The following is a 24,171-nucleotide window of genomic DNA, read 5'->3' on the forward strand; positions in this document are numbered from 1 at the left end:
AAAAAACTAAAACCCTGATTGAACTTGAAACGTTCCTTTAACTTTTATTTGTTCTTGTTTTGCAGTATTAGGGTTGTCAAAAAACCCGTCTATTTCCAACTTATAACTAGCTACTCCGGTGTTTCCTATAATCATGGTAGTTTTTAAATTCGACAATTTTGCTGTACCAGATGTAGAAATATAATTTACACCTTCTATAATAATGATGATTGAAGAAGCTGTAGAGTCAATATCCCACTCATCAGAAAGATCTGCTAACGGAAGCGGTTGTCCATTTTCCAAACTTAAACCAGCACTCACAACAACCTCATGTTTTTGATCAGATAAAGTCATGGATATGCCTTTATCGCCATCCTCATTTTCTCTATAAATACTAGATATAGCTCCGTCATCATACTCTTCCTCTAAATCCCAAGAGTTAGAATACGTATTATCTGCAAGAGTAAAACTATAAGCGTTTTGGTTTTTATTATTATCAGGATCTGTTACTGCATCATCGTCATTGCTACTGCAACTTGCAAATGATAGGCCTACAAAAAGAAACAATAATTTTAAATGTTGAGAATTAAGTGTCAAAATATTCATGTGTTAAATTTATATATATTATTTGCTATTTACATACTACCTGTATTCATTTCTAATGGTTACAGGTTCAAAAAATTTAGCTTTTAAGGGTTAAAAGGATCAACTACTTCTGCGCCTAGCCAATCAGAAAAAAGCTTGGGCGTATTATCTAAAGTCAAGTTGCTATATTCAAGATGGAAATTATAACCGTAGTAATAATTAATACTCATTCCATATTCTGTACAATTAATAAAATTGACATCATGGATTTTTAAATAATCCTTATAACCTAGTTTTATAGCGCCGTTTGGATAGCCCGTAGTCTGTCCTGCGTTAGAAATATCCAAATACCCAATTTCATTTAAGGGGCTATTAGATTCAATACTCAAGCCTTTCCAATACCCAGCAACATCTTCTTTTCCTTTAATAGTTATTCTGTTATCCGCTGTACCTACCATAATAGTTTCGTGCTGATAGGAGAACGCATTACTAAAACGAATTTCACTTCCTGCATCCATAATTAATGTCACACCTGGTGCAAATGTAAATCTACGTTTAGCATCATTATTAGGTTTAAATCCATTTGAAAAAAATGGGACATCAATATTGTGAAATGTAATATCTTTATTAACATCTGTTCGTTCTAACAGAATATAATCATTTACATTGCCTTTATAAGTACTCGTTTCATCAATAGAATTGATATAGTTTGGATTCGTTACAATAGGTACATCATTTTTTGTGAAGGTTGAATTAGAAATGTTTAAAGTAGATGCATATCCCACCCAATGTAGTCCTATTTCTTGACACTCTTGAATGGTACAATTATCAAAATCCATAACACCTCCCCAAGAGCCAATAACAGCGCCTTTATAGTTCCAGCCACCTGGACGAATTTGCCCCGCATACTCAACGGTTACATGGCTCATAATGTTAGAGGGGTTATCACTGGTCATTAATAAACCTCTCCAATGCCCTTTATTTTTTTCTGTTCCCGTTAAAATAATGGGATCTTCAGCTGTACCATTCATCTCAATCTTATAATTTGCATCATCGATAAATTGTAGCCCTGCATTTTTCTCGAATGCAATAACCACACCAGCGTCTATAAGAATATCGCCTTTAATTTTTGGATCACAACTTATAATATAATCTACGGAAGCTCCTGGCACATTTTCTAGATGAATATTCCCTGAACTGAAGTAATTACAGTCTAACTCAATTGGAGGTACGTTTGCAATTGGAGCGTCTTCGCCTTCACTATCATCACTACTACAACTAGTAAAGGAGATGCCAAGAGCAAGTAAAAAAATTAAAGGTTTTAATGTAATCTGTAGGTTTTTCATTTTGAATTGTTTTAATGTTAAAAAAATATCAAGCTTTAATAAAACTGATATTATTATGCCCCGTATCTATTATAAATGTAGTATTTGTAATAGATAGAATTTCCCAGGTTGAAGTTGTGCCATTTATACTAACTTCTATTCGATGATCTTCAATCAATCTATAGGTAGCAGCAGACTCTTCACTAATACAGTCTTCATTCTTATACCCATACTCCTTTATTTTTATAAGGTCGTATTCTGTAAAGAAAATATATGTTTTTTTTAAACATTCAGTCAAGGGTTCTTCACCTTCTATGCTATCGTAAAACCATTTACCAAGTAAACTTTCTGAGGTGTTTTTATTTCGAGTAACAAATGAAGCCACTTCACTTTCGGTAATATTCCCATTAGAATCCTTAGCTGCAACCATCCAATAATAAGTAGTTTCAGGTGTTAATTCTTCATTTAGCGTTAAAGTATTCACACCTAAATTAGCTGCAATAGCGGTTTGTGGTTGATTGTTTGTTCCTAAAAACACTTGATAGGTTATTGTATCGCCATCTGGGTCTACAGCCGCTTCCCAATTAAGTTGGGGCAACAAGCTTATAGGGGCATTTCCGTCTCCTACCTCCATTAAACTAAAAGGATTAGGGTTTTGATTTTGTACAGCATCATCGCTACTACAATTGGTTATAACGAGACTTAAGAGTATTATAAAAACAATACTCTTTATTTGAATTAAATTAGTTTTCATTTTTATAAGATTTTAGGACGTTTAATAAATTATGTGTAATGGTGTTTTAAATATTAAACCGTACTCCAGCAGCAAGCACAAGTTGGCCGCCATCAATTATAACATACTTAAGCTCTGCAAAAGGCGTGATGCTACCACCCGTGTTCAAATTCCCTCCAACTCCAAGGTTAAGGCCAACACGACCGTCACTAGCACTAGCGTTGCTACCAAAACCACCAAAAGCGGAATCATCATATTTTACGTTAACACTACTGTAGTTTAAACCGCCCAATCCATAAAAATCAAACTGATCATCCTGTACAAAATAATAATTGGCATTCGCATTAAGTTCAAACCAGGTTACTTTAATAGGGCCTTCATTTTTTGGTAAATAATAAATAAAACTTGGTGAAATACTCAATTTATCTGCAATTCCAAATTCAGCATTGGCTCCAATACCAATATTTTCAATTTCGGTTCCATAGGCAACCATCCCTCCAATTCGGGTATTTATATCTTGGGCATTTACTTTGGATAGCATTAAGCTAAAAAAGCATAAGCTTAAACTTGCAATAATTAATTTTTGATTTTTCATGATAAATTAGTTTTAAGGTGTTGATTTATAATAAATTATTAGAATTATTTTCTACAGGTAACGCAAGAGTGGCATTTAAAAGACTTAAGACCGTCTTCCAGTTTTCACCCCCTTAATGCAGGACAATTTTCTTGGTCTCTGTTCCTTTTGCCCCTTTTAATGTAAGGAGGTAAAGGCCTTTTCTTTCTTGACTCAAATCCATGGTAAAATTTTTCTTTTCTGATGAAAATTGTAAGTGCTCAACTTCCTGCCCAAGCATATTGGTAATGCTCACATTTGAAACCAAACGATCTGTTTCAACAGAAAAACGGCCCGTACTCGGATTAGGAAAAACACGGAGCCATGTAGTATCCGTAACATCGTTTATGCCAAGACTTTCTCCTCCGTGATAACGCGCTACCGCAAAAGAGGTAACAGCGCCCCGTTTCCCCATATTTGTTGCACCACCAGCCACTATAATCTTTCCATCGGGCTGTATGGCCAATGCATAAATATGATCTCTCCTATCTCCAATAGACGTACCTGTTTCTCCATTATCGCCAAACCCGGTATCTAAGCTTCCATCAGAATTAAAGCGAGCGACTCCAAACCCATTTCCATGGCCAGGTTTGCTTGTAAAGCCTGTGGCAACAATCTTTCCATCGTCTTGAAGTGCTATCGCTGTTTTGGTTAAGGTTTCTGTTTTAACGATACCATTGTCCCCAAAACTGGAGTCTAAACTCCCATCTGTATGATATTTTGCTAGCGCAAGCTGTTGCCTTTCTGAATTTGTACTACCTCCTACGAGTATTTTTCCATCATTAAGAACAAAAATAGAATGTATTTCTTCCTCACCACTTTGCGGCGTACCCCAACCATCTGAAATTAAGTCTGTATCAACTTTTCCTCCTGTACCAAAACTGGTATCTAAGCTTCCGTTGGTAGTATAGCGCGCAATCGTAAAATTACGTCCTTCATTTTCTTTAACTCCGAAACCTGCTGCCAAAATTCGTCCATCGGGTTGTATGGCTAAAGCATGGATACCGTCTTGCTGTCCATAAAAATCTGTTACTACTTTTCCATTAGCACCAAAACTTGTATCTAAAGTGCCATCATAATGATACCGTACCAAAGCAAAATTCATGGAATGTGGAACTTGAGAGTTATCATAGGTATTGCCCCCAACTATTATTTTACCATCCGATTGAAGCGTTACAGCAAAAGCATTATCTTCATTATGTTCTACAACATCCGTATTTACGATACCTCCCACACCAAAATTACTATCTAAACTTCCATCGATCAAGTACCGACTAACTGTAAACTTATCTTTATATCTACCCACAGCTACAATCTTATCATCGGGCTGTACCACAGATGCAAGAAAAACGTTTCCAGTACCTTCATCTCCGTGCAAAACACTTCCACCAGAGCCAAAACTTGTATCTAAGCTTCCATCACTATTATAACGCGCCACAATACGCTGCAAATACCAAGAGGACGTCCCTGCGCCTCCTGCAACAATAATCTTCCCATCAGATTGAAGGCTAATAGCGTATATTTCGTCCCCACCATAATTGCCATCGCTTCCATTATCAATACTAGTTGTAACTGTTCCATCTACCCCAAAACTAGTGTCTAGGGTACCTGCCTGCTGTGCATATCCAAAAGTTAATAGCGAAAAAAGAAGAATTAAAAAAATGTAGTGGTTTTTCATAATATTGGGTTTATATACAAATTGAAATTTATACACAGACAAATATTAGGATAAACAGTTGATGCCCAATAGCGCAATATGTAAACGGCGCTAAACACCTTATAACAGGTCTAATTTTTAATGTAATTGGTAAATGCTGTTTTTACATAAAACGATATGGCTACTACAAACCAATAGTTTTGAGCCAAATACAAGGTTTTTATAACCATCTGTACAGTTTCATGTCCATTGGGATAAATTTTTAGTAGTTTTAATAATTTTTAGATTACGCCCTATTATTCAATTCCTAATTTTATGATTAAAATAATCCTCATAGACGATGAACCTAAAGCCATAAAAAGCTTAGAATGGGAAATTAACAACTATTGTAAAGATGTGGAGATTATGGCTACGTTCACCAAACCTAAAGAGGCTATTACCTATTTACAGCACAACGACCCAGATGCTGTGTTTTTAGATGTAGAAATGCCCGGTATGGATGGCTTTCAATTTTTAGATCATTTTAAGCAACGGCTCTTTTGTGTGGTTTTCGTAACGGCCTACAATCAATATGCAATTAAGGCTATTAAAGAAAATGCTATGGATTATCTATTAAAACCTATCGATTCCGAAGATCTGATCATAACGATTGAAAAATTAAAAGCCAATAAAAAAAACGAACGCACTTATGATGCTTTAGAAGAACGTTTACGAGCTAACACCAACAAACGTATTGCTATTCCTATTGAGGGCAAGCTGCTTTTTATTGACCCTGAAAATATAATTTATTGTGAAGGGGATGGGAATTATTGTAAAATCCATATGGATGATAAAAAGCCGTTACTTATTTCCAAAAAACTAAAAGAAATTCATGCATCTTTACCAGCCTCTGATTTTTTTAGAGTACACAACAGTTATGTTATAAACTTAAAACGGGTTAGTGAGTACTTAAAGACAGACGGTTATATTATTCTTGACAATTCAAAGAAAATACCTGTGTCGCGAAACAAAAAATCTGCTTTTTTAGATAAAATTTAATGGCCTATGGAATTTGCCCCAACACTTTTTTTCTGGCAATTGATGGTAACGGCTTTATTTGTCCTTTGCATTATGAGCTTGGTTATTGGATACTTTTCAAGGGAAAAAAGCTTTTTATTTTATGGCATTTATACGGTTTTCCTGCTTTTTTATTTTATTCTGGTTACCCCTTATGATTTTCTGTGGCGCGACCAGCTGTACACCACACCTTTTAAAACCTTACGTTGGTATTCTCAAGTAATCTACAATTGCGCTTACTTTATCTTTTTTCTTTATTTTTTAGATATAAAAACACACCTCCCAAACTTTAACAAGTTTATCGTTAAGGTTGTGGGGCTCGCCTTTTCGCTTGGCACACTGGTGTTTATTTATGGTATTATATTAAATAAGCCCGACGTTTTCGATTTTTTCTATATTTATATTTTTGTGCCCATCTTGTTTTGCTTTGCAATTTATACACTTGTTAAATCTTTTTCGCTTCCAGGAAGGTTAAAGTATTTTTTTATTACAGGAGGGGGTGTTTTTATTGTTTTGGCCATGATGGCCCTTTTTCTTCCCATTCTAGGGTATCGTATTTTTAACCTAGACTCCTTTGCGCTTTTCTACACAGGGGTTTATATAGAACAATTTGTATTTGCTTTTGGTTTAGCGTATAAGGTTAAACAAATAAATCATGCGCTGCTTGAAAAATCAAAAGAAAATCAACACATAAAAGAGGTTCAAAATCAAGTTTTGGAAAAAAAATTAAAAGAAAAGGAACGCGAAATACTAACCATAACCACCAAAGCAGAGCAAGAACGCCTCTCCAGTTTAAAGTCTAAATTTGAAGATGAGATTCATCGCCTACATTTAGTGTCGTTACAAAGCCAAATGAACCCCCATTTTATTTTTAACGCGCTCAACTCCATCAAGGTTTTTTTAATTGAAAACGACAAACAACAAGGCATACACTATTTAAACAAGTTTTCAAAACTCATTCGAATTATTTTAGAAAACATTCGGGTAGACACCATTTCTTTACACGAAGAACTCGCCATATTGAAATTATATGTAGACATTGAAAACATTCGTTTTGAAGAAAAAATAAACCTAAACATTAAAAACCCTGAAAATATACACATCAAAAACATCATAATTCCTCCCATGATCCTTCAGCCTTTTATAGAAAATGCTATTTGGCACGGGTTAATGTTAAAAGAAGGCGAAAAATGGATCGATCTTCTTTTTTTCCAGGAAGAAAACGCCATAATTTTAAAAATTCGCGACAATGGTATTGGGCGGCAAGCAGTGCAACAACGCGAGGAGGGCCGAAAGTTATTTAAAAAGAAGTCTATTGGCTTAAAAATTACTCAAGAGCGCCTTACACATTTCAACCAAAAGCGACATCTTGATTATACATTTAAGATTCACGATTTAAAAAATGAAACCGGAGCACCGGAAGGCACCGAAATTGAATTCATTTTCCGTAACACCCCAACTCATTAAATGTCTTTTCAATTACCCCTAATTAACCAAAGGACTTAACCCCAAAGTACTGGCCGTATCATGAGCTTTCGCATGGTGCTTACAAAAACTTCGGCCCTCTTCTTATAGTATTTCTCATCGTGCTTTTATTATAATATTTAAAAATGTGAATTGTATAAAACATCTCAAATATGATGTAATGTACACACGGCATATGTGCTGCATCTTTGTACATTGAAATTTAAACACTGTTTTTACATTAAAATTAATACCAATTTTATTTTAACTTAAAGAGGAGTGTTTTTCATTTTTAATCAAACAAAATGTAATACAAAGTAACCCATGAAAAATATAACACGCATCATAGTCTTAATATGTGCTTTTAGCTATACCCAATCTGCATTGGCACAAGACCCTACAGACGATTACAAAAAACACTTTAAATTAGCCACAGGCCTAAGTGCTGGTTTACCGCTTAACGACCCTTACGACCTTAATTTAGGGGCCGATGTTAGGCTTTTATATAGTATTTCAAAATCATATTCACTATCTTTTACTGTGGGCTACAATACGCTGTTGGTAAAGGATGAAAACTTACTCGTAAAAGACGATGCCGTAAACTTTGCTTATGTTCCTGTAAAAGTGGGATACAAAACATTTCTTTTTCAAAATGAATTTTATGTCATGGGTGAAATAGGTGGTGCCTTTTCCGCAACCAAAGATTATGACAAAAACTCTATGATTTTCTCTCCAAGTGTTGGTTATGCCTCAAAATATGCCGATATCAGTTTGCGATATGAGTTTATAAAAGATTTCCCTATCATTAAAAATAATGAAATCGATAATGGCTATGCGCAGTTAATGCTTCGTGTTGCCTATACCTTCGATCTATAAACCATCTTGGTGGTATTTATTTATCAAAACTTGTTCGCTCTGGAACATTTTATACAAAGCAACTAAAGTGTATCCACATTAAATATCGAGTTATTGTTAGCTTAAATATTCCATGTGGATATTCCTATTATTTTATTTCGTGAGACGCTGCTTTAACCACATACATATAAACAGGAAAGTGATCACTAAAACCTCCTGAAAAACCACCATCAGACCAGCTCCTAAAAGGATAGCCCTTATAGGCTCCTGTAGCACTTATTAAATAATTTTTATTAAAAATACCCGCTTTATAAAACCGAAAAGAATCGTAGTTTTTTTCTAGTAAAGGTTTTGATATAAGAATCTGATCAAATAAGCTCCAAGCGTCTCTGTAAGCTGTTGTTCCTAGGCCATTTTTATAAAAAATCTCAAATGGATTATAAAACCCCTTTAATACGGTATTATTTTTTTCATTTTCAGCTTTTAAAACCTCCTTTACGCTAGCATTTATAGGGTCGTCATTCAAGTCGCCCATAATAAAGATCTTGGCATAAGGATTATCGTTTTGCAACGAGTCTACAATATGCTTATTTAACTTTGCCGCTGCCACTCGCTTGGGTCTGCTGCGTGCTTCTCCCCCTCTACGAGAAGGCCAATGGTTAACAATAATATGTATTAAATCATCTTCCAACAAACCACTTACCAGTAATTGATCCCGTGTATAGACCCGTTTGTCTTCATCATAAATTTTAAGTTCGTGGCTACTTGTGTGTAAAGGAGAAAAAAGGTGTTTTTGATATAATAATCCAACATCAATCCCACGAACATCGGGAGAGTCGAAATGCACAATACCATAATTTTTATGTCGTAATAAGGAGTCATTAACAAGTGTTTCTAATACCATTCTGTTTTCAATTTCACAAACACCGAGAATGGCGGGCGTATTTTTAGTGACTTCAAATCCAATATCTGCAATAACACGCGCCATATTCTGTATTTTACTTTTAAAAGCCTTAGAACGACTGCTTTTTAATTCCATTATTGGGCTGGCCTCATCAAATTTATTGGGGTCATTAATCGTATCAAATAGATTTTCTAGATTATAAAAAGCAATCGTATGTATTTTATATATTTTATTTTCTTGGGCATTCAGATTGCACATCATCATACTCATATAGAAAGCAAGTGCACATGTAAGGTGTTTCATGTTATTTTTTTGTAAGATATTGATTTATAGTTGCATATTTCAAACCAAAAATATATATTTATTCCAATATTTCATCCAAATACTTTCAGTTCTAATTATTTTATGATTAATTATAGTAATTTTTAACCTACATGAAGCTACTAGTATTTGTATTCATATTCGCACTAACGAGCCATACATCTGCCCTTGCTCAAAAAACCATTGTTAAAGGAGATGTGAAAGATGATCTTTCTTTTAATCCGGTACCCGATGTTTCCGTTGCTATTGAAAAAACAATATTGATAACTCAAACCGATGCTTTAGGTCAATTTATGTTTTCAGAAGCATTACCATTAGGAGAACAGATTTTAAAAATTTCAAAAACAGGTTATATTACAAAGCGATATCCTATAGTGATCAATGAAGGTCAAATTATAGAGATATTAGACATGACTTTGGCCGTGGACACGTCTAAATGGGCCGACTTATACACCATTACATTAACCGACGATGAATTGGATGACGACATAGGCGGGGCCGATAATATTTCTGGTTTATTACAAGCCTCTTTAGATGTATTCCAGCGAACAGCGGCATTCGAGTTTAGTGCTTCTTTTTTTAGATTACGTGGTTTGGATTCCGAAAACAGCTCGGTGCTAATTAATGGTATCGAAATGAACAAACTCTATAACGGCAGACCGCAATGGAGCCATTGGGGCGGACTTAACGATGTAATGCGTAACCAAGAACTCACATCGGGATTAGGGCCCTCCCATTATCATTTTGGTGGTGTATTAGGAACAGCCAACATTACTGCCAGAGCCAGTCAATACCGAGCAGGTGCCCGCATCACATATTCATCATCGAATAGGAGCTACACCAATAGGCTCATGGCGAGTTATGCTTCCGGAATGCTAAAAAACAATTGGGCATACACCCTCTCTTTAGGAAGGCGCTGGGCTAATGAAGGGTACCAAGATGCCACATTATACGATTCCAATTCCTTTTTTATAGCCACAGAAAAAAAGCTTAACGATAAACACAGTTTAAATTTTACAGGAATCTACGCCCCTAACAGACGAGGAAAATCATCGCCCAATACGCAAGAGGTTTACGATTTAAAAGGAATTACATATAACGAATATTGGGGTTGGCAAGATGGAGAAAAACGAAATTCAAGAATTAAAAAAGTAGAAGAACCTATTGTAATGTTAAACCATTATTGGGCTTTAAATAATAAAACAGCTGTAAACACCAATGTTGCTTACCAATTCGGGACATTAAGGAATAGCAGACTAGATTACACGGGAACAGATTTAGTAAACGGCTTTCCAGAAGGTGGAGGCGCCAACCCTAGTCCGAGTTACTATCAAAAATTACCAAGTTATTTTGAACGCCAATTTCCCAATGATTTGAGTTACGCCTATGTAGCGCAACAGCAATTTTTAAAAGACGGGCAACTTCATTGGAACACGCTCTATAACGCTAACATAACCAATACCAACCGGGGTGGAAATGCCATTTATGCATGGTATGACGATAGGGTTATCGATAAGCAACTCACCCTAAACTCCATTTTAAACACATCATTAAATACTCATACACAATTTCAGGCCAGCTTCAATTACAAGCAATTAAAATCTGAAAATTTTGCAGAGCTTATAGATCTTTTAGGTGCAAACGGTTATTTAGATGTGGATGGCTTTGCAGATGATTTTGAGAACAATCCAGAGGCCATTCAAAATGATTTATTAAATCCAAATCGAATGGTTAAAGAAGGCGAAAAATTCAAGTACCACTATAATATATATGCCCATAGCATTAACAGCCATGCACAAGTACAGTTTAAATACAACACTATAGACTTTTTTATTTCTGGCACTACCAATCATACACGATACCTAAGAGAGGGGGTGTTTGAAAACGGATCATTCCCTGGTAATGCTTCGCTAGGGAAAGGAGAGAAAATCAGTTTTACAGGCTTTGGAGGCAAAGCTGGTATTACCTATAAGCCTTCTGGAAAGCATATTTTTGATATGCATTTAGGCTATCTTTCAAAAGCACCGTCTATTCAAAATACCTACTCCAATTCCAGAGAAAACCATAATATTGTTCCGCATATTACAGAAGAAAAAATAATGTCTTTCGATGCTAATTATGTTTATAGAACAGCTATAATAAGAGGAAAGCTTACCGCCTATTATACCCAAATAAAAGACGCCAATGAAGTTGCTTTCTTTTTTGCCGATGGAATTGGAGCCATCCATGCTTTTGAAGATTCTACTTTCAATGGAAATGCCAATTTCATCCAAGAGATTCTTCAAGGCATTCAAAAAAAACATATGGGAGTGGAATTTGGAATGGAAGCAGATATAACGGCAACATTAAAGCTTAAAGGAGTCGCCGCTATTGGGCAATATACTTATAATAACACCCCCAATTTATTTCTATCTTCTGAAGATTTCACAAATGTTTACATCGGAACATCCAATTTAAAACACTACAAACTGGCCGCTGGGCCCCAAACGGCCTACTCTGTAGGGTTCGAATACAGAAACCCAGACTATTGGTGGTTTGGCGCTACCGCAAACATTTTCAAAAACACATATATTGATGTAAGTCCTTTAACCAGGAGCATTAATTTTACTACAGATGCTGATGGCTTAGTATTTAATGATTATGATGAAAGTATCGCGCAAGAGCTACTTAAGCAAGAGAAGTTTAAGGACTATATGATTATAAATCTTACTGGAGGCAAGTCTTGGAAGTTAGGAAAAAATTACATTGGTTTTTTTGCAAGCGTAAACAACCTTTTGGATGAAATACATAAAACTGGTGGCTTTGAGCAAGGACGAAACGCAAACTATAGAGAATTAAAACGCGATAAAGCATTAGACAAACCCGTGTTTGGTTCTAAATATTGGTATGGGCGAGGTGCCACCTATTTTGTAAACTTAAACTATAGGTTTTAAAACATGATTTCTATGAATAGAATACAAAAACTATCCGCAATTGCAGTAGTCACGCTCGGCATGCTTTCTTGCGTTCAGGACGACGATTATAATAGTCCGGATATCAGTATTAAAAACCCTAATATCCCAGAGGCCCATATCACCACATTTCAAGCCATTATATCGCGTTACGAACAAGCCGTTTTAAATGGAAGCACCACCATCCAAATACAAGATGAACAAGACTTATACATTAAAGGTTATGTTATTTCCAGTGATCAGGCCGGCAATTTCTTTAAAACATTGATCATTCAAAACAAGACCGATGATAGCGACCCTATTGATGATCCTCGTTTAGGTCTAAAAATTGAAATCAACGCCAATAGCCTGTATACCACGTTCGAATTTGGAAGAAAAGTATATGTTAAAATGAACGGGCTAAGCATCGGGCTCTCTAATGGTGTGGTAACCATAGGTAAAGGTGATGCCAATACCATAAAACAAATTCAGCCATCAGAATATCAGAACATTATTATTAGGAGTGCCGAGGTTGCAACCTTAACACCAAAAACCACAAGCTTATTTGAAATCACCAAAAAAGATAGAAACACACTCCTTCAACTTCATGACATGCAGGTGAACCGACATGAATTAGGCCGTACGTTTGCCGGTGAAAGCTTTGATGAGTTTGATGGCTTTAGAGTTATAGAGAACTGCCACACCAGAGCTTCCACCATACTACAAACCAGCACATTTTCAGATTTTAAATCCTTGCTGGTTCCACCGGGAAAAGGCACTATTCAAGGCATTCTCACTAGAGATTTTCGCGATGATTTCGATGTGTTTATTATCAACAGCACTTCAAACATCCATTTTAAAAATGAACGCTGCGATCCTTTAGAACTCGATTGTGGTCTAGCAGATCGTATTGGAACTTCAAATTTATTTTATGAGAATTTTGAATCCCAAAAAAACAACACCCCCATTGAAGGCAATGGTTGGACCAATTATATTGAGTCTGGCAGTGTGAGTTGGGAAGCCTACTCATCTACGGCAACTAATGCCTCACTTGGCCGATCTGCGCGTTTTAGATCTTCTAGCTCTGGCGATGATAGTAATATAGGATGGCTTATTACCCCTGCCATTAACTTAGACAATCAAAGTGGCGAAATCCTGCGTTTTAAAACCTCTAACAGTTTAGCAGACGGTAGTTTTCTTGAAGTATTGTATACATTAGATTGGGATGGCACTCCCCCCCATATTAGTACCGCCACATGGGGGGTGCTTTCTGCTGCATATATTGTAAAAGATACAGATTCTTTTGTCCCCTGGTTTAATTCGGGTTCCGTAGATCTATCTTGTGCTACGGGAACGATGCATATCGCCTTTAAGTATACAGGTAGCGGGCAAGAGGGGTTTGATGGTATTTATGAGTTAGATGAAGTCCGTATTGATTATGCCCCATAGTCCTTTATGAGTTTATTTTAAATAGTAATATTTAATATCATAACACACACATCATGGCAAAAACATATAAATCTAAAATATCCTATGGCCTATTAAGCATCCTATTTGTTTTGTTTTTTCTGCCATTATTGCTCAGCTTTATAATGAATGGTATCCACGACGGTTTTTATATCCTTATGGGCATATTAATACTCATATATGCCCTTATATTAAATGTATGCTTGAAAACGGAATACAAAATAGAAAACGGCCAACTTAAAATAAAATGTGGCTTTCTGGTATATAAAACCATTCTAATATCGGAAATAAAATCGATCAAAAAAACCAATAGTTTACTATCTTCTCCAGCACCTTCTTTTGATCGTATTGCCATTGCATATGGTAATTTTGAGGAAGTGTTTCTTTCGCCTAAGGATAAAATAATGTTCGCAAAAGCCTTAACCGATATAAACCCAAAAATAATAAATAAAATTACAGAGAATTAAGCTTTAAAAGACGTCTTCAATTATAAATTTTTGTGTTCTAAATTCTATTATATCCCCAATCGTTTTTCCCATTAACAAACATCCTATAGGAGTATGAGGGGAAATAGCATAGAATGCCAAATCGTTAACATAAAATTCGCCAGCACTTATTGAAATAAAATAATGCGCATTTGAGGTATATACAACACTACCTAAACCAACAACACTTGAGGATTTAGTAACATTGATTTTAGAAAAATGCATTTTAATTTTATTGATTTCGGAAAGTTGATGACCTGCCTTTTCACGCTCCAACTGTAACATGGCCCGCCCGGTTTCATGCTTATCTCCCGCACTACTTTTAGTTTCAGAAAGTAAAGCTTCTTGAATATCCTCAATAGTGTTTTGAACCGATTGAAACCTGCAATCCAAATAATTTAAACAGCACGCATAGAGTGCCTCTTTAATTTTTAAGTTTTTTTTCATGGTTTTTGCTATAATCAAGCGGTCCGAAATACCCCATCTGTCTGGAAATCCAATTTTTTCGCCCTTGAATATAAGGCGTTGCAGGATGTGCCCTATACACTCTGGGGTTGGGAAGAATAGCGGCAATAGCAGCAGCTTCCTGCCGCGATAATTTTATTGCCGATTTTTTAAACCAATGCTGAGATGCTGCTTCTGCTCCATAAACACCATTCCCCATTTCAATACTGTTCAAATAGACTTCTATAATCCGTTCTTTAGACCAAACGAGCTCTATTATAAATGTAAAATACGTTTCTAAGCCCTTTCGAAACCAACTGCGTTGGGGCCATAAAAAAACATTTTTTGCAGTTTGCTGACTGATGCTACTGGCACCTCGCGTACGTTTTCCTTTTTTATTATATTCCATAGCTTTTTCAATAGCTTTAATATCAAAGCCGCTATGGTTTAAAAAATTTTGATCTTCACTGCATATAACAGCCAATTGCAGATTTTTAGAAATAGCTTCAATAGGTACCCAATCGTGTTTATAACCCATTTCCTTATCTTCCTGAAAGTGTTCTACACTTCTAATAACCATAAGTGGCGTTATAGGCACAGGCACCCATTTGTACAAAAAAACCAGCGCTATTGAGGCTAAAAAAAACCAAAAAACCACTTTAAGTAAAAATCTAAAAAAGCGTTTCATTAATTTCATATACGCGGTTATTTTTTTTTAAATTAATTTTGAAACATAAAAAAACTCCGAAATTAATTTCGGAGTCTTTAGGTTTTATTCTTCTTTTTGTTTGTCTATAACAAAGTCCTCCATGAACTTAGTGGTATAATTACCCGCTATATAATCAGGATGGTCCATTAATTGTCTATGGAACGGAATGGTGGTTTTAACGCCTTCTATAACAAACTCATCCAAGGCACGTTTCATTTTACTAATAGCCTCTTCTCTACTTTGAGCGGTGGTTATCAATTTTGCAATCATGGAATCGTAGTTTGGCGGAATGGTATATCCTGCATATACATGGGTATCCAAACGCACACCATGTCCTCCTGGTGCATGCAATGTCGTAATCGTTCCTGGAGAAGGCCTAAACCCATTAAAAGGATCTTCAGCATTAATCCTACACTCGATAGAATGCAGTTTCGGAGTGTAGTTTTTTCCTGAAATAGGCACTCCTGCTGCCACTAATATTTGTTCACGTATCAAGTCAAAATCTATCACCTGTTCCGTTATAGGATGCTCTACTTGAATACGGGTATTCATTTCCATGAAATAGAAATTTCGATGCTTATCTACTAGAAACTCAATAGTACCAGCACCTTCATATTTAATATACTCAGCAGCTCTTACGGCAGCATTTCCCATGGCTTCTCGAAGTTCATCTGTCATAAATGGCGATGGGGTCTCTTCGGTCAATTTTTGGTGGCGTCGCTGTATAGAACAATCCCTTTCTGATAAATGGCATGCCCTACCTGTAGAATCACCTACAATTTGAATTTCAATATGTCGTGGCTCTTCAATAAGTTTTTCCATGTACATATCGTCATTTCCAAAAGCAGCTCTACTTTCTTGTCTGGCAGAATCCCATGCTTCTTTTAGATTTTCAGCTTTAAAAACAGCACGCATCCCTTTTCCTCCACCACCGGCAGAAGCTTTAAGCATAACGGGGTATCCTGTTTTTTTAGCTACTTTTTCGCACTCTTCAAAAGACTTGATGATTCCCTCACTACCAGGCACACAAGGCACTCCTGCAGCTTTCATGGTCGCTTTGGCATTCGCCTTATCGCCCATTCTTTCTATCATTTCTGGTGAAGCACCAATAAATTTTATACCATGCTCTTCACAAATTTTTGAAAACTTAGCGTTTTCTGACAAAAATCCATAACCTGGATGAATGGCATCGGCATTGGTAATTTCTGCAGCCGATATAATATTAGACATCTTTAAGTAGGATAGTGCACTTGATGGTGGCCCTATACAAACTGCTTCGTCTGCAAATTTAACGTGAAGGCTTTCCGCATCTGCTGTAGAATATACTGCTACGGTTTTAATGCCCATTTCTTTACAAGTTCTGATAACACGAAGCGCTATCTCTCCTCTATTGGCAATCAATATTTTTTTAAACATAACTTTATTTTTAAAAATTCACTTTCCAAGCACCAAATTCCAACAATTGGTTTTTGGGATTTGTGTATTGGAATTTTAAATTGTTATGATGGATCTACTAAAAATAATGGCTGATCGAATTCTACAGGAGAAGAGTCGTCCACTAAAACTTTAACGATTTTTCCTGAAACCTCAGACTCTATTTCATTGAAAAGCTTCATGGCTTCAATAACACAAAGTACATCACCTTCTGCAATGGTTTGCCCCACCTCAACAAATAAAGGTTTATCTGGAGAAGGTTTTCTGTAAAATGTACCGATTATTGGTGATTTTATAGTAATAAGTTTTGAATTCTCATCTGCTTCTTGAGCAGGAACTACACTTGCTGTTTCCGTTTTTTGTGCTGGCGTTTCTTGTGAAATTGGCGCAACAGCTTGAGGCATTTGAGGTGCCACTGGTGTGTAATGAATGGCAGTTGTCTCAGAATCTGACCCTGTTTTTATGGTGATTTTTATGTCATCCATCTCTAATTTAACCTCACTAGCCCCAGATTTGGCTACAAACTTGATTAAGTTTTGAATCTCTTTGATATCCATAATTCGCTTATTAATAATTTTTGGTTAGGTTAATGCATTAATTATAGGCCCAAGTTAAGTATATGGCCCCCCAATTGAAACCGCCTCCAAAAGCAGCAAATATCAATTTGTCTCCTTTTTTTAGTTGCGATTCATAATCATTCAATAGCAGCGGTAATGTAGCAGATGTTGTGTTACCGTACTTATGAATATTTATCATTACTTTTTCTAAATCTAAATTTATTCTATTGGCGGTAGCATCAATAATACGTTTGTTTGCTTGATGCGTAACCAGCCAATCCACAGTGTCTTTTGTTAAGTTGTTTTTCTCCATTACCTTAACGGCTGCATCTGCCATACTCGATACTGCATTTTTAAAAACCGTTTTTCCTTCTTGAAATGCATATTGTTTTCCTTCTGCTAAAGCTTCTGGGTTTAAGGGGTATGAAGAACCGCCATAGGTAGCTTGAAGAAACTCGCGACCAGAACCGTCGCTTCTTAAATACTCGTCATGCATGCCGAAATCTTCCATATTGGGCTCAAATAAGACTGCCCCAGCACCATCTCCAAAGATAATACACGTGGCTCTATCCTTATAATTGATAATAGAAGACATTTTATCGGCTCCTATTAAAAGGACATTTTTATATCTTCCAGATTCAATATAACTAGCCGCTACAGACATGCCATAAAGAAAACTAGAACAAGCAGCATCCATATCGAATGAAAAAGCGTTAACAGCTCCTATCTGTGTTGCAGTATAAGAAGCCGTAGAGGCCGCTTTCATATCTGGTGTTGCTGTAGCAACGATCACCAATTCAATCTCTTTAGGATCTATCCCTTTTTTAGCGATAAGATCCTGTGCCGCCTTAATAGCTAAATAGGATGTGCCTTTTCCGTCTTCCTTAAGAATTCTGCGCTCCTTTATCCCTGTTCTTGAGGTGATCCACTCATCATTGGTATCTACCATCTCCTCCAGCATTTTATTCGTCAGCACATATTCTGGAACATAGGCTCCTACAGCTGTAATTGCCGCTGTTATTTTACTCATACCTTTATAATTAATTTGAACAAAACCGATTAAATACCTTTCAAAACATTAGAAACATCTTGAAAATTACTAAGTTTCGCTCTAATTGTGGTGCAAAGTAAGTTGTTTTTGTCTTATGTAAAAAACATATCATAAAAAAAAACGCCCACATGTGAGCGTTTTATATATGCATGCATAGTAATTATGCTACGTTTTCTACAGCTTCCGAGTTATCAATTAAAACCTGGCCTCTGTAATAAAGTTTACCTTCGTGCCAATGCGCTCTGTGATATAAGTGTGCTTCTCCTGTTGCAGAGCAAGTCGCAATTGTTGGCGCAGTTGCTTTGTAATGTGTTCTTCTTTTATCTCTTCTTGTTTTCGAGATTTTTCTTTTAGGATGTGCCATCTTCTAGTTATTTATCCGTTAATAGTTTTTTTAATGTATTCCAACGAGGGTCAATATCCTCTTCTTCTTCTTTAACATCTTTAAGCTTTGGGCTTAAAGCTTCTAATTTATCGAGTATATCTGATTTTAAGCTGCCGTCTTCCACTCCTGGATGTACACGCTTTGTGGGTACTGAAAGTACAATCAACTCATATACATATTGCTGAATACTAACTTCGTAAGTGCCGTGTGGAACAATCAGTATATCTTCATACTCATCATTATACTCCTCTCCAAACTTAATTACCAAATCAAATTCACTTTCTACCTCTTGATTATAAGGCTCATTGGTAACGTCGCAATTGACATTAACAGTGCCGTAAATTTTAAAATGTAAATCTAACAATGTCTCTTTCTTGTCTAATACAAGCGCAACATGCACATCTGCATCATTAAAATCCTCATACTCAAAATACTCAAAGAACTTTTTATCAATTTTATACTCAAAATGGTGCTTTCCTGTCTTTAATCCCACAAATGGAATTGTAAACTCTTTTAAAGGCTTCATTATCACATCTATTTTGAGCCTGCAAATATATAAATTTTTATTTATGCCACAGTACTTATAAACATTTTTTTGTTTATATCTTTTTAACAGGCTATTTTAAGCACTTAACAGCTGATAACCAAAACACTACCGCCGTTCACTTTTTGGAGCCTTCCTTAAGGTATTAGACGTAAGCTCTTGATATTCAGTTCTATTCTTAAAAACCTCAAGCGCTGTAAAAACAGCTTCTTTAAAGGAATTCTCTTCCGCTACACCTTTTCCTGCTATTTCAAAAGCGGTTCCATGATCGGGCGACGTTCTTATTTTATTCAATCCTGCGGTAAAATTAACCCCTTTTCCAAAGGAGAGGGTTTTAAAAGGAATCAAACCTTGATCGTGATAAGACGCAATAATGGCATCAAAATTTTTATAATTGCTCGAACCAAAAAAACTATCGGCAGCATAGGGGCCGAAAACCAATTTGCCGGTTTCTTTAATTTTAAGCAAGGTTGGCCTTAAAACAATATCGTCTTCATTACCGATAACACCATTGTCCCCATTGTGAGGGTTAATGCCCAAAACAGCAATTTTTGGTCGTTGGATATTAAAATCTTGTTTAAGTGTTTTATAAACCGTGTTTATTTTTTGTTGAATTCGTTCTGGCGTAATATGGCTAGACACATCTTTAACAGGCACATGATCTGTAAGCAACCCTACTTTTAATGTATCGGTTACCATAAACATTAAGCTTTCACCCCCAAGCTCCTGAGCTAAATAATCGGTATGTCCAGGGAATTTAAAACTTTCAGATTGAATACTGTGCTTGTTTATGGGCGCCGTAATCAAAACATCAACGTCACCATCTTTTAAAGCTTTTGTAGCCGCTTGTAATGATTTTATGGCATACTCCCCTATTTTAAGATCTTCTTTACCAAAGTCAATCTTAACGGGTTCGTTCCAGCAATTAAACACGTTTACTTTACCAATAATCACTTGCTTAATATCGTTCAGGCCATTAAAATTAATTTCAGAATTAAAATGGGTTTTAAGAAACGTCATGGTTTTTGCAGATGCAAAAATTACTGGTGTACAAAAATCCAGCATTCTGGCATCTTCAAAAGTTTTTAAAACGATTTCGCCTCCAATACCATTCAAGTCTCCTATGGATATCCCAACTATTATATTTTCTGAATTCTTCATTAAAATTGACAACTTTTGTTCGTAGTTTTGATGATACAAATTTAACTAAATAAACAGATAATAATATGTTTACAGGAATTATTGAAGATATGGGCGTGGTTTCAGACTTAAAAAAGGAACAAGACAATCTTCATATCTCTATAAAAAGCAAGCTCGCGCCCGAGTTAAAAATAGACCAAAGCGTGGCTCACAATGGCGTATGCCTAACCGTTGTAGCCATAGATAAGGATTATTACACTGTTACGGCCATATCGGAAACCTTAAGCAAAACAAATCTTGATTTAGTAAAATTGGGCGATTTAGTAAATTTAGAGCGCGCCATGAAACTTGGCGATCGGCTTGATGGGCATATCGTGCAAGGCCATGTAGACCAAACTGCAGTATGCACCTCTGTAATAGACAAGAATGGCAGTTGGGAGTTTACATTCCAATATGATAGCCAGTTAAATAATGTTACCATAGAAAAAGGGTCCATAACCGTAAATGGCACAAGTTTAACTGTTGTAAACTCTCAAGAAAACGCGTTTAGCGTCGCCATTATCCCCTACACCTATGAGCACACAAATTTTAACCGTTTTGAAAAAGGAACTGTCGTTAATTTAGAATTTGATGTTTTAGGGAAATATGTTGCAAAACTTATGAGCCTTAATAAGTAAGGCGATTTAAAGCACATTCTTTTTAAGGCATTTTTTCACCCCATAAACTAACGCCACAAATACCCCAACCCAAACACCTCCATCTATAGGAAGGCCTGGTGGTGGTGGTGGTGCTGGTACTGGTGGGCCCTGTGCATAAGCAGAAACACAGCTTACCAACACCACTAATATTGCGGCTATTAATTTTTTATTTTGCATGGTCATTACTAGAGTAAATGTATCAAATTAAATATAACACCATTTTTTCATGCGAAAAACGTCTGCAAAATACTTAAAAAATCGATAATCCTCCTTATTAATTCTTTATTTGTGCTAAAAAACGCAATCTTTTCTGTAAACCTATTTTTTTTTATTAATTCCAGACCTCACAAATTCCACTCCATAAGCGTTTTTTGAAACATCAAAACAAAAGCTACAATTAAAACTTGGGGCTAAATGAATAAAAGTTTTTTTTTAAAGCGCAATAACGTATTTCATTCTATATTTTTGTTTTCACTCTTATCTTTGAAATTCAAGAATGCAAAAAGAAAAATTAAAAGTAGTTGAATTGTTTGCTGGCGTAGGCGGCTTTAGGCTCGGCCTTGAAAAAAGCAATTACGACATTGTTTGGAGCAATCAATGGGAGCCTTCTACAAAAGCCCAGCACGCTTCCATGGTTTACGAAAGCCGTTTTGGAACTAAAAACCACTCGAACGAAGATATTAACAACATTGTAACTAGAAATGTTGAAGATATTCCCGACCATGATGTATTGGTGGGGGGCTTTCCCTGCCAAGATTACTCTGTAGCAACCACCCTAAATAACTCAAAAGGTTTAAAAGGCAAAAAAGGTGTTCTTTGGTGGTCCATCCATAAAATATTAGAGACTAAAAAGAACAAGCCTAAGTATTTGTTTCTAGAGAATGTGGACCGGCTTTTAAAATCGCCAGCCAACCAAAGAGGAAGGGATTTTGCGGTGATGCTTAAAAGCTTAGACCACTTAGGCTATGCTGTAGAATGGCGCGTTATCAATGCCGCAGAATACGGTATGCCACAACGGCGAAAACGGGTTTTTTTTATTGGCTACCATAAAACGACTGCCTTATACAAAAGCCTCCAAAAATCTGAAAAAACAGATTGGTTAACCGAAAAAGGCGTTATTGCAGAAGCATTTCCGGTTGCCAAAACCAAGACCATACATAAAATTGAGCTCGAAGGCGATTTAGTTGAAATTACCAATACCTTCAATACATCGGGAAAACTATCCCCCTTCCAAAATACAGGCTTACTCCTTCAGGGTAGCGTTTACACCACTAAAACAGTACCCAACTACAATGGCCCTAAAGTCGTTTTAGGAGATGTGCTTCAAAAAAACGAAGTTCCTATGGAATTCTTCATAGCCGAAAACGATAAACCCAAATGGGAGTACCTTAAAGGATCTAAAAAAGAGAAAAGGAGTACCAAAGAAGGGTTTGAATACCATTATAGCGAAGGAGGAATGATATATCCAGATGCACTGGATAACGCATCTAGAACCATAATAACTGGCGAAGGCGGAAAATCGCCTTCACGGTTTAAACATGTTGTCGCTACTAAACACGGATTACGACGGCTGACTCCTGTAGAACTGGAACGGCTAAACATGTTCCCGGATAACCACACCAAACTTGAGGGCATTACAGACACTAAAAGAGCCTTTTTTATGGGCAACGCCTTGGTTGTAGGCATTATTGAAAAAATTGGTGCAGCACTTTATAACCAAATAAAATTATAAAAGTGCCAGACTTTAAACGCGATTTAAAACAAGAGGAAATACTATCTAGGTATCTGGATAATATCTATAAATCCAAAAAGCTCAAATTTGAAAGAATATGTGATATTAACCAACAACTACAAGGCATTGATATTGTAATACACCATCATAAAGAAACCTATTTTATTGATGAAAAAGCACAGCTTCATTACCTAAATAAAGACTTGCCCACTTTTACGTTTGAACTGTCGTATTTAAATAAAAACAATCAAATAAAAGAAGGTTGGTTACTAGACAACCATAAGCTCACCCAATATTATTTTCTAATAACAGGAATATTTTTAAAAGCTAACACAAAAACACTGTCACATATAAATGACATTGAAAAGCTGAAAATAATTAGCGTAAATAAACACAAGCTTATAAAACATTTAGCCCGCAGGGGGGTAACCCAGCATAAACTTCAAGAATACGACTACGATATAAGAAAAACAGCATCTTTTGGCAAAAACATCGTTGCAGAGTTGAAAGAAAAAGACCAAGGATTACTATACTATACGGCACATTTATCAGAAAAACCGATTAATTTACAACTCCGGCTAGACTATTTAATAAGATTTCGTATTGCAAAAAAAATCCATGATGCATGAATAAGGACACCATCTATAATTAAGGTTTCTAAAAAATGAAGATTAAGAAATGTTATTAAAATACATTAGTGTCCGATAAAAAAAGCCTCAATAACTGAGGCTTTTTTCGTACTATAGAAGAATTAATATCTTACCAAAAATTCAACTATGGGCAAAAGTAGGTCTAATAGACAAAATGGTTGGTAAAATCTTCCTTATCCCTATTGTTTATTAGCTTTGAGGCAAATCAAAGGTTTTGAATAAAAAAAATGTAAATTCTGTGATAGTTTAAACACAAATAAATACAGTACTAGATTAAGTAAACAACGTTGCAAATGTTTGAATTGTAGCAAGATTTTTAATGGAGGAAAACAAATTTCAGTAGATTTTCTTTGGGATGAATATGCCAGAGGGAAACAAACTTATATACAACTAGCAGTCAAATATGGATGCTCAAAAAGAACAATCCAACGTAAACTAGATCTCTATCAAGTA

24 protein-coding genes are annotated in these 24,171 nt (G+C 35.9%); 9 read left to right on the plus strand and 15 right to left on the minus strand.

The features are described from left to right. Positions 1-6: 6 nt before the first annotated feature. The 5 genes from ACFFU9_RS09100 to ACFFU9_RS09120 form a co-directional block, all read right to left on the minus strand. Positions 7-585, minus strand: coding sequence for a hypothetical protein (locus tag ACFFU9_RS09100; protein ID WP_379861108.1), 579 nt, complete (start codon positions 583-585; stop codon positions 7-9). A gap of 83 nt (positions 586-668) precedes the next feature. Next, positions 669-1,910: a hypothetical protein gene (locus ACFFU9_RS09105; RefSeq protein ID WP_379861109.1), complete on the minus strand. Its 1,242-nt coding sequence runs from the start codon at positions 1,908-1,910 to the stop codon at positions 669-671. Positions 1,911-1,938: 28 nt separating this feature from the next. Next, complete coding sequence (locus ACFFU9_RS09110) at positions 1,939-2,643, minus strand: lipocalin family protein (RefSeq protein ID WP_379861110.1); 705 nt, start codon at positions 2,641-2,643, stop codon at positions 1,939-1,941. 46 nt (positions 2,644-2,689) lie between these two features. Then, on the minus strand, positions 2,690-3,217 hold the full coding sequence (locus ACFFU9_RS09115; protein WP_379861111.1) for an outer membrane protein: 528 nt from the start codon (positions 3,215-3,217) through the stop codon (positions 2,690-2,692). A gap of 112 nt (positions 3,218-3,329) precedes the next feature. Then, positions 3,330-4,913 (minus strand): T9SS type A sorting domain-containing protein, encoded by a 1,584-nt coding sequence (locus tag ACFFU9_RS09120; protein ID WP_379861112.1) that lies wholly within the window; start codon positions 4,911-4,913, stop codon positions 3,330-3,332. 294 nt (positions 4,914-5,207) lie between these two features. Between ACFFU9_RS09120 and ACFFU9_RS09125 the strand changes: the two genes are divergently transcribed. The 3 genes from ACFFU9_RS09125 (at position 5,208) to ACFFU9_RS09135 (ending at position 8,288) form a co-directional block, all read left to right on the plus strand. Beyond that, a complete protein-coding gene (locus tag ACFFU9_RS09125; RefSeq protein ID WP_379861113.1) occupies positions 5,208-5,930 on the plus strand; it encodes a LytR/AlgR family response regulator transcription factor in 723 nt (240 codons plus the stop codon). Positions 5,931-5,936: 6 nt separating this feature from the next. Next, positions 5,937-7,415 carry a histidine kinase gene (locus ACFFU9_RS09130; protein ID WP_379861114.1) on the plus strand — a complete coding sequence of 493 codons (1,479 nt, stop codon included), beginning with the start codon at positions 5,937-5,939 and terminating at the stop codon, positions 7,413-7,415. 321 nt (positions 7,416-7,736) lie between these two features. Then, positions 7,737-8,288, plus strand: coding sequence for a hypothetical protein (locus ACFFU9_RS09135; protein ID WP_379861115.1), 552 nt, complete (start codon positions 7,737-7,739; stop codon positions 8,286-8,288). Positions 8,289-8,415: 127 nt separating this feature from the next. Here the strand turns inward: ACFFU9_RS09135 and ACFFU9_RS09140 are convergent, their stop codons facing one another. Next, on the minus strand, positions 8,416-9,474 hold the full coding sequence (locus ACFFU9_RS09140) for an endonuclease/exonuclease/phosphatase family protein (RefSeq protein ID WP_379861117.1): 1,059 nt from the start codon (positions 9,472-9,474) through the stop codon (positions 8,416-8,418). 131 nt (positions 9,475-9,605) lie between these two features. On the opposite strand from ACFFU9_RS09140, the gene ACFFU9_RS09145 reads away from it, so the two are divergent. Genes ACFFU9_RS09145 through ACFFU9_RS09155 form a run of 3 tightly spaced genes read left to right on the plus strand, consistent with a single transcriptional unit; the run spans position 9,606 to position 14,356 of the window. Next, on the plus strand, positions 9,606-12,425 hold the full coding sequence (locus ACFFU9_RS09145) for a carboxypeptidase-like regulatory domain-containing protein (RefSeq protein ID WP_379861118.1): 2,820 nt from the start codon (positions 9,606-9,608) through the stop codon (positions 12,423-12,425). 12 nt (positions 12,426-12,437) lie between these two features. Next, positions 12,438-13,871: a DUF5689 domain-containing protein gene (locus ACFFU9_RS09150; RefSeq protein ID WP_379861119.1), complete on the plus strand. Its 1,434-nt coding sequence runs from the start codon at positions 12,438-12,440 to the stop codon at positions 13,869-13,871. Positions 13,872-13,924: 53 nt separating this feature from the next. Beyond that, on the plus strand, positions 13,925-14,356 hold the full coding sequence (locus ACFFU9_RS09155) for a PH domain-containing protein (RefSeq protein WP_379861120.1): 432 nt from the start codon (positions 13,925-13,927) through the stop codon (positions 14,354-14,356). A gap of 3 nt (positions 14,357-14,359) precedes the next feature. Here ACFFU9_RS09155 and ACFFU9_RS09160 read toward each other — a convergent pair whose 3' ends face one another. From ACFFU9_RS09160 to pdxA, 8 genes are all read right to left on the minus strand, one after another. Continuing rightward, positions 14,360-14,821, minus strand: a complete 462-nt coding sequence (locus ACFFU9_RS09160; protein WP_379861121.1) for a hypothetical protein — start codon at positions 14,819-14,821, stop codon at positions 14,360-14,362. Next, the gene (gene mtgA / locus ACFFU9_RS09165; protein WP_379861135.1) at positions 14,799-15,506 is read right to left on the minus strand and encodes a monofunctional biosynthetic peptidoglycan transglycosylase; all 708 of its coding nucleotides are present in this window, start codon (positions 15,504-15,506) and stop codon (positions 14,799-14,801) included. The genes ACFFU9_RS09160 and mtgA overlap by 23 nt, the downstream gene beginning before the upstream one ends. A gap of 84 nt (positions 15,507-15,590) precedes the next feature. Further along, positions 15,591-16,943 carry an acetyl-CoA carboxylase biotin carboxylase subunit gene (gene accC / locus ACFFU9_RS09170; protein ID WP_379861123.1) on the minus strand — a complete coding sequence of 451 codons (1,353 nt, stop codon included), beginning with the start codon at positions 16,941-16,943 and terminating at the stop codon, positions 15,591-15,593. A gap of 83 nt (positions 16,944-17,026) precedes the next feature. Next, entirely contained in the window at positions 17,027-17,518 is a 492-nt protein-coding gene (gene accB, locus ACFFU9_RS09175; protein WP_379861124.1) for an acetyl-CoA carboxylase biotin carboxyl carrier protein, read from the minus strand. Between the two features lie 37 nt (positions 17,519-17,555). Continuing rightward, positions 17,556-18,548 (minus strand): beta-ketoacyl-ACP synthase III, encoded by a 993-nt coding sequence (locus ACFFU9_RS09180; protein ID WP_379861125.1) that lies wholly within the window; start codon positions 18,546-18,548, stop codon positions 17,556-17,558. A gap of 181 nt (positions 18,549-18,729) precedes the next feature. Continuing rightward, positions 18,730-18,933: a 50S ribosomal protein L32 gene (rpmF, locus tag ACFFU9_RS09185; protein WP_379861126.1), complete on the minus strand. Its 204-nt coding sequence runs from the start codon at positions 18,931-18,933 to the stop codon at positions 18,730-18,732. 7 nt (positions 18,934-18,940) lie between these two features. Continuing rightward, on the minus strand, positions 18,941-19,480 hold the full coding sequence (locus ACFFU9_RS09190; protein WP_379861127.1) for a YceD family protein: 540 nt from the start codon (positions 19,478-19,480) through the stop codon (positions 18,941-18,943). A 126-nt stretch (positions 19,481-19,606) separates the two neighbouring features. Next, positions 19,607-20,659, minus strand: a complete 1,053-nt coding sequence (gene pdxA, locus ACFFU9_RS09195; RefSeq protein ID WP_379861128.1) for a 4-hydroxythreonine-4-phosphate dehydrogenase PdxA — start codon at positions 20,657-20,659, stop codon at positions 19,607-19,609. A 65-nt stretch (positions 20,660-20,724) separates the two neighbouring features. Here pdxA and ACFFU9_RS09200 point away from each other — a divergent pair, with 65 nt between their 5' ends. After that, the gene (locus tag ACFFU9_RS09200; protein WP_379861129.1) at positions 20,725-21,315 is read left to right on the plus strand and encodes a riboflavin synthase; all 591 of its coding nucleotides are present in this window, start codon (positions 20,725-20,727) and stop codon (positions 21,313-21,315) included. Between the two features lie 6 nt (positions 21,316-21,321). Here ACFFU9_RS09200 and ACFFU9_RS09205 read toward each other — a convergent pair whose 3' ends face one another. Beyond that, entirely contained in the window at positions 21,322-21,513 is a 192-nt protein-coding gene (locus ACFFU9_RS09205; protein ID WP_379861130.1) for an Fjoh_0651 family PID-CTERM protein, read from the minus strand. 319 nt (positions 21,514-21,832) lie between these two features. Between ACFFU9_RS09205 and dcm the strand changes: the two genes are divergently transcribed. Continuing rightward, positions 21,833-23,068 carry a DNA (cytosine-5-)-methyltransferase gene (gene dcm / locus ACFFU9_RS09210; RefSeq protein WP_379861131.1) on the plus strand — a complete coding sequence of 412 codons (1,236 nt, stop codon included), beginning with the start codon at positions 21,833-21,835 and terminating at the stop codon, positions 23,066-23,068. A gap of 2 nt (positions 23,069-23,070) precedes the next feature. Continuing rightward, complete coding sequence (locus ACFFU9_RS09215; RefSeq protein ID WP_379861132.1) at positions 23,071-23,697, plus strand: hypothetical protein; 627 nt, start codon at positions 23,071-23,073, stop codon at positions 23,695-23,697. The last annotated feature ends 474 nt before the right edge of the window (positions 23,698-24,171 follow it).

This window comes from Mariniflexile ostreae (assembly GCF_042427585.1).
GTDB lineage: Bacteria > Bacteroidota > Bacteroidia > Flavobacteriales > Flavobacteriaceae > Pseudalgibacter > Pseudalgibacter ostreae.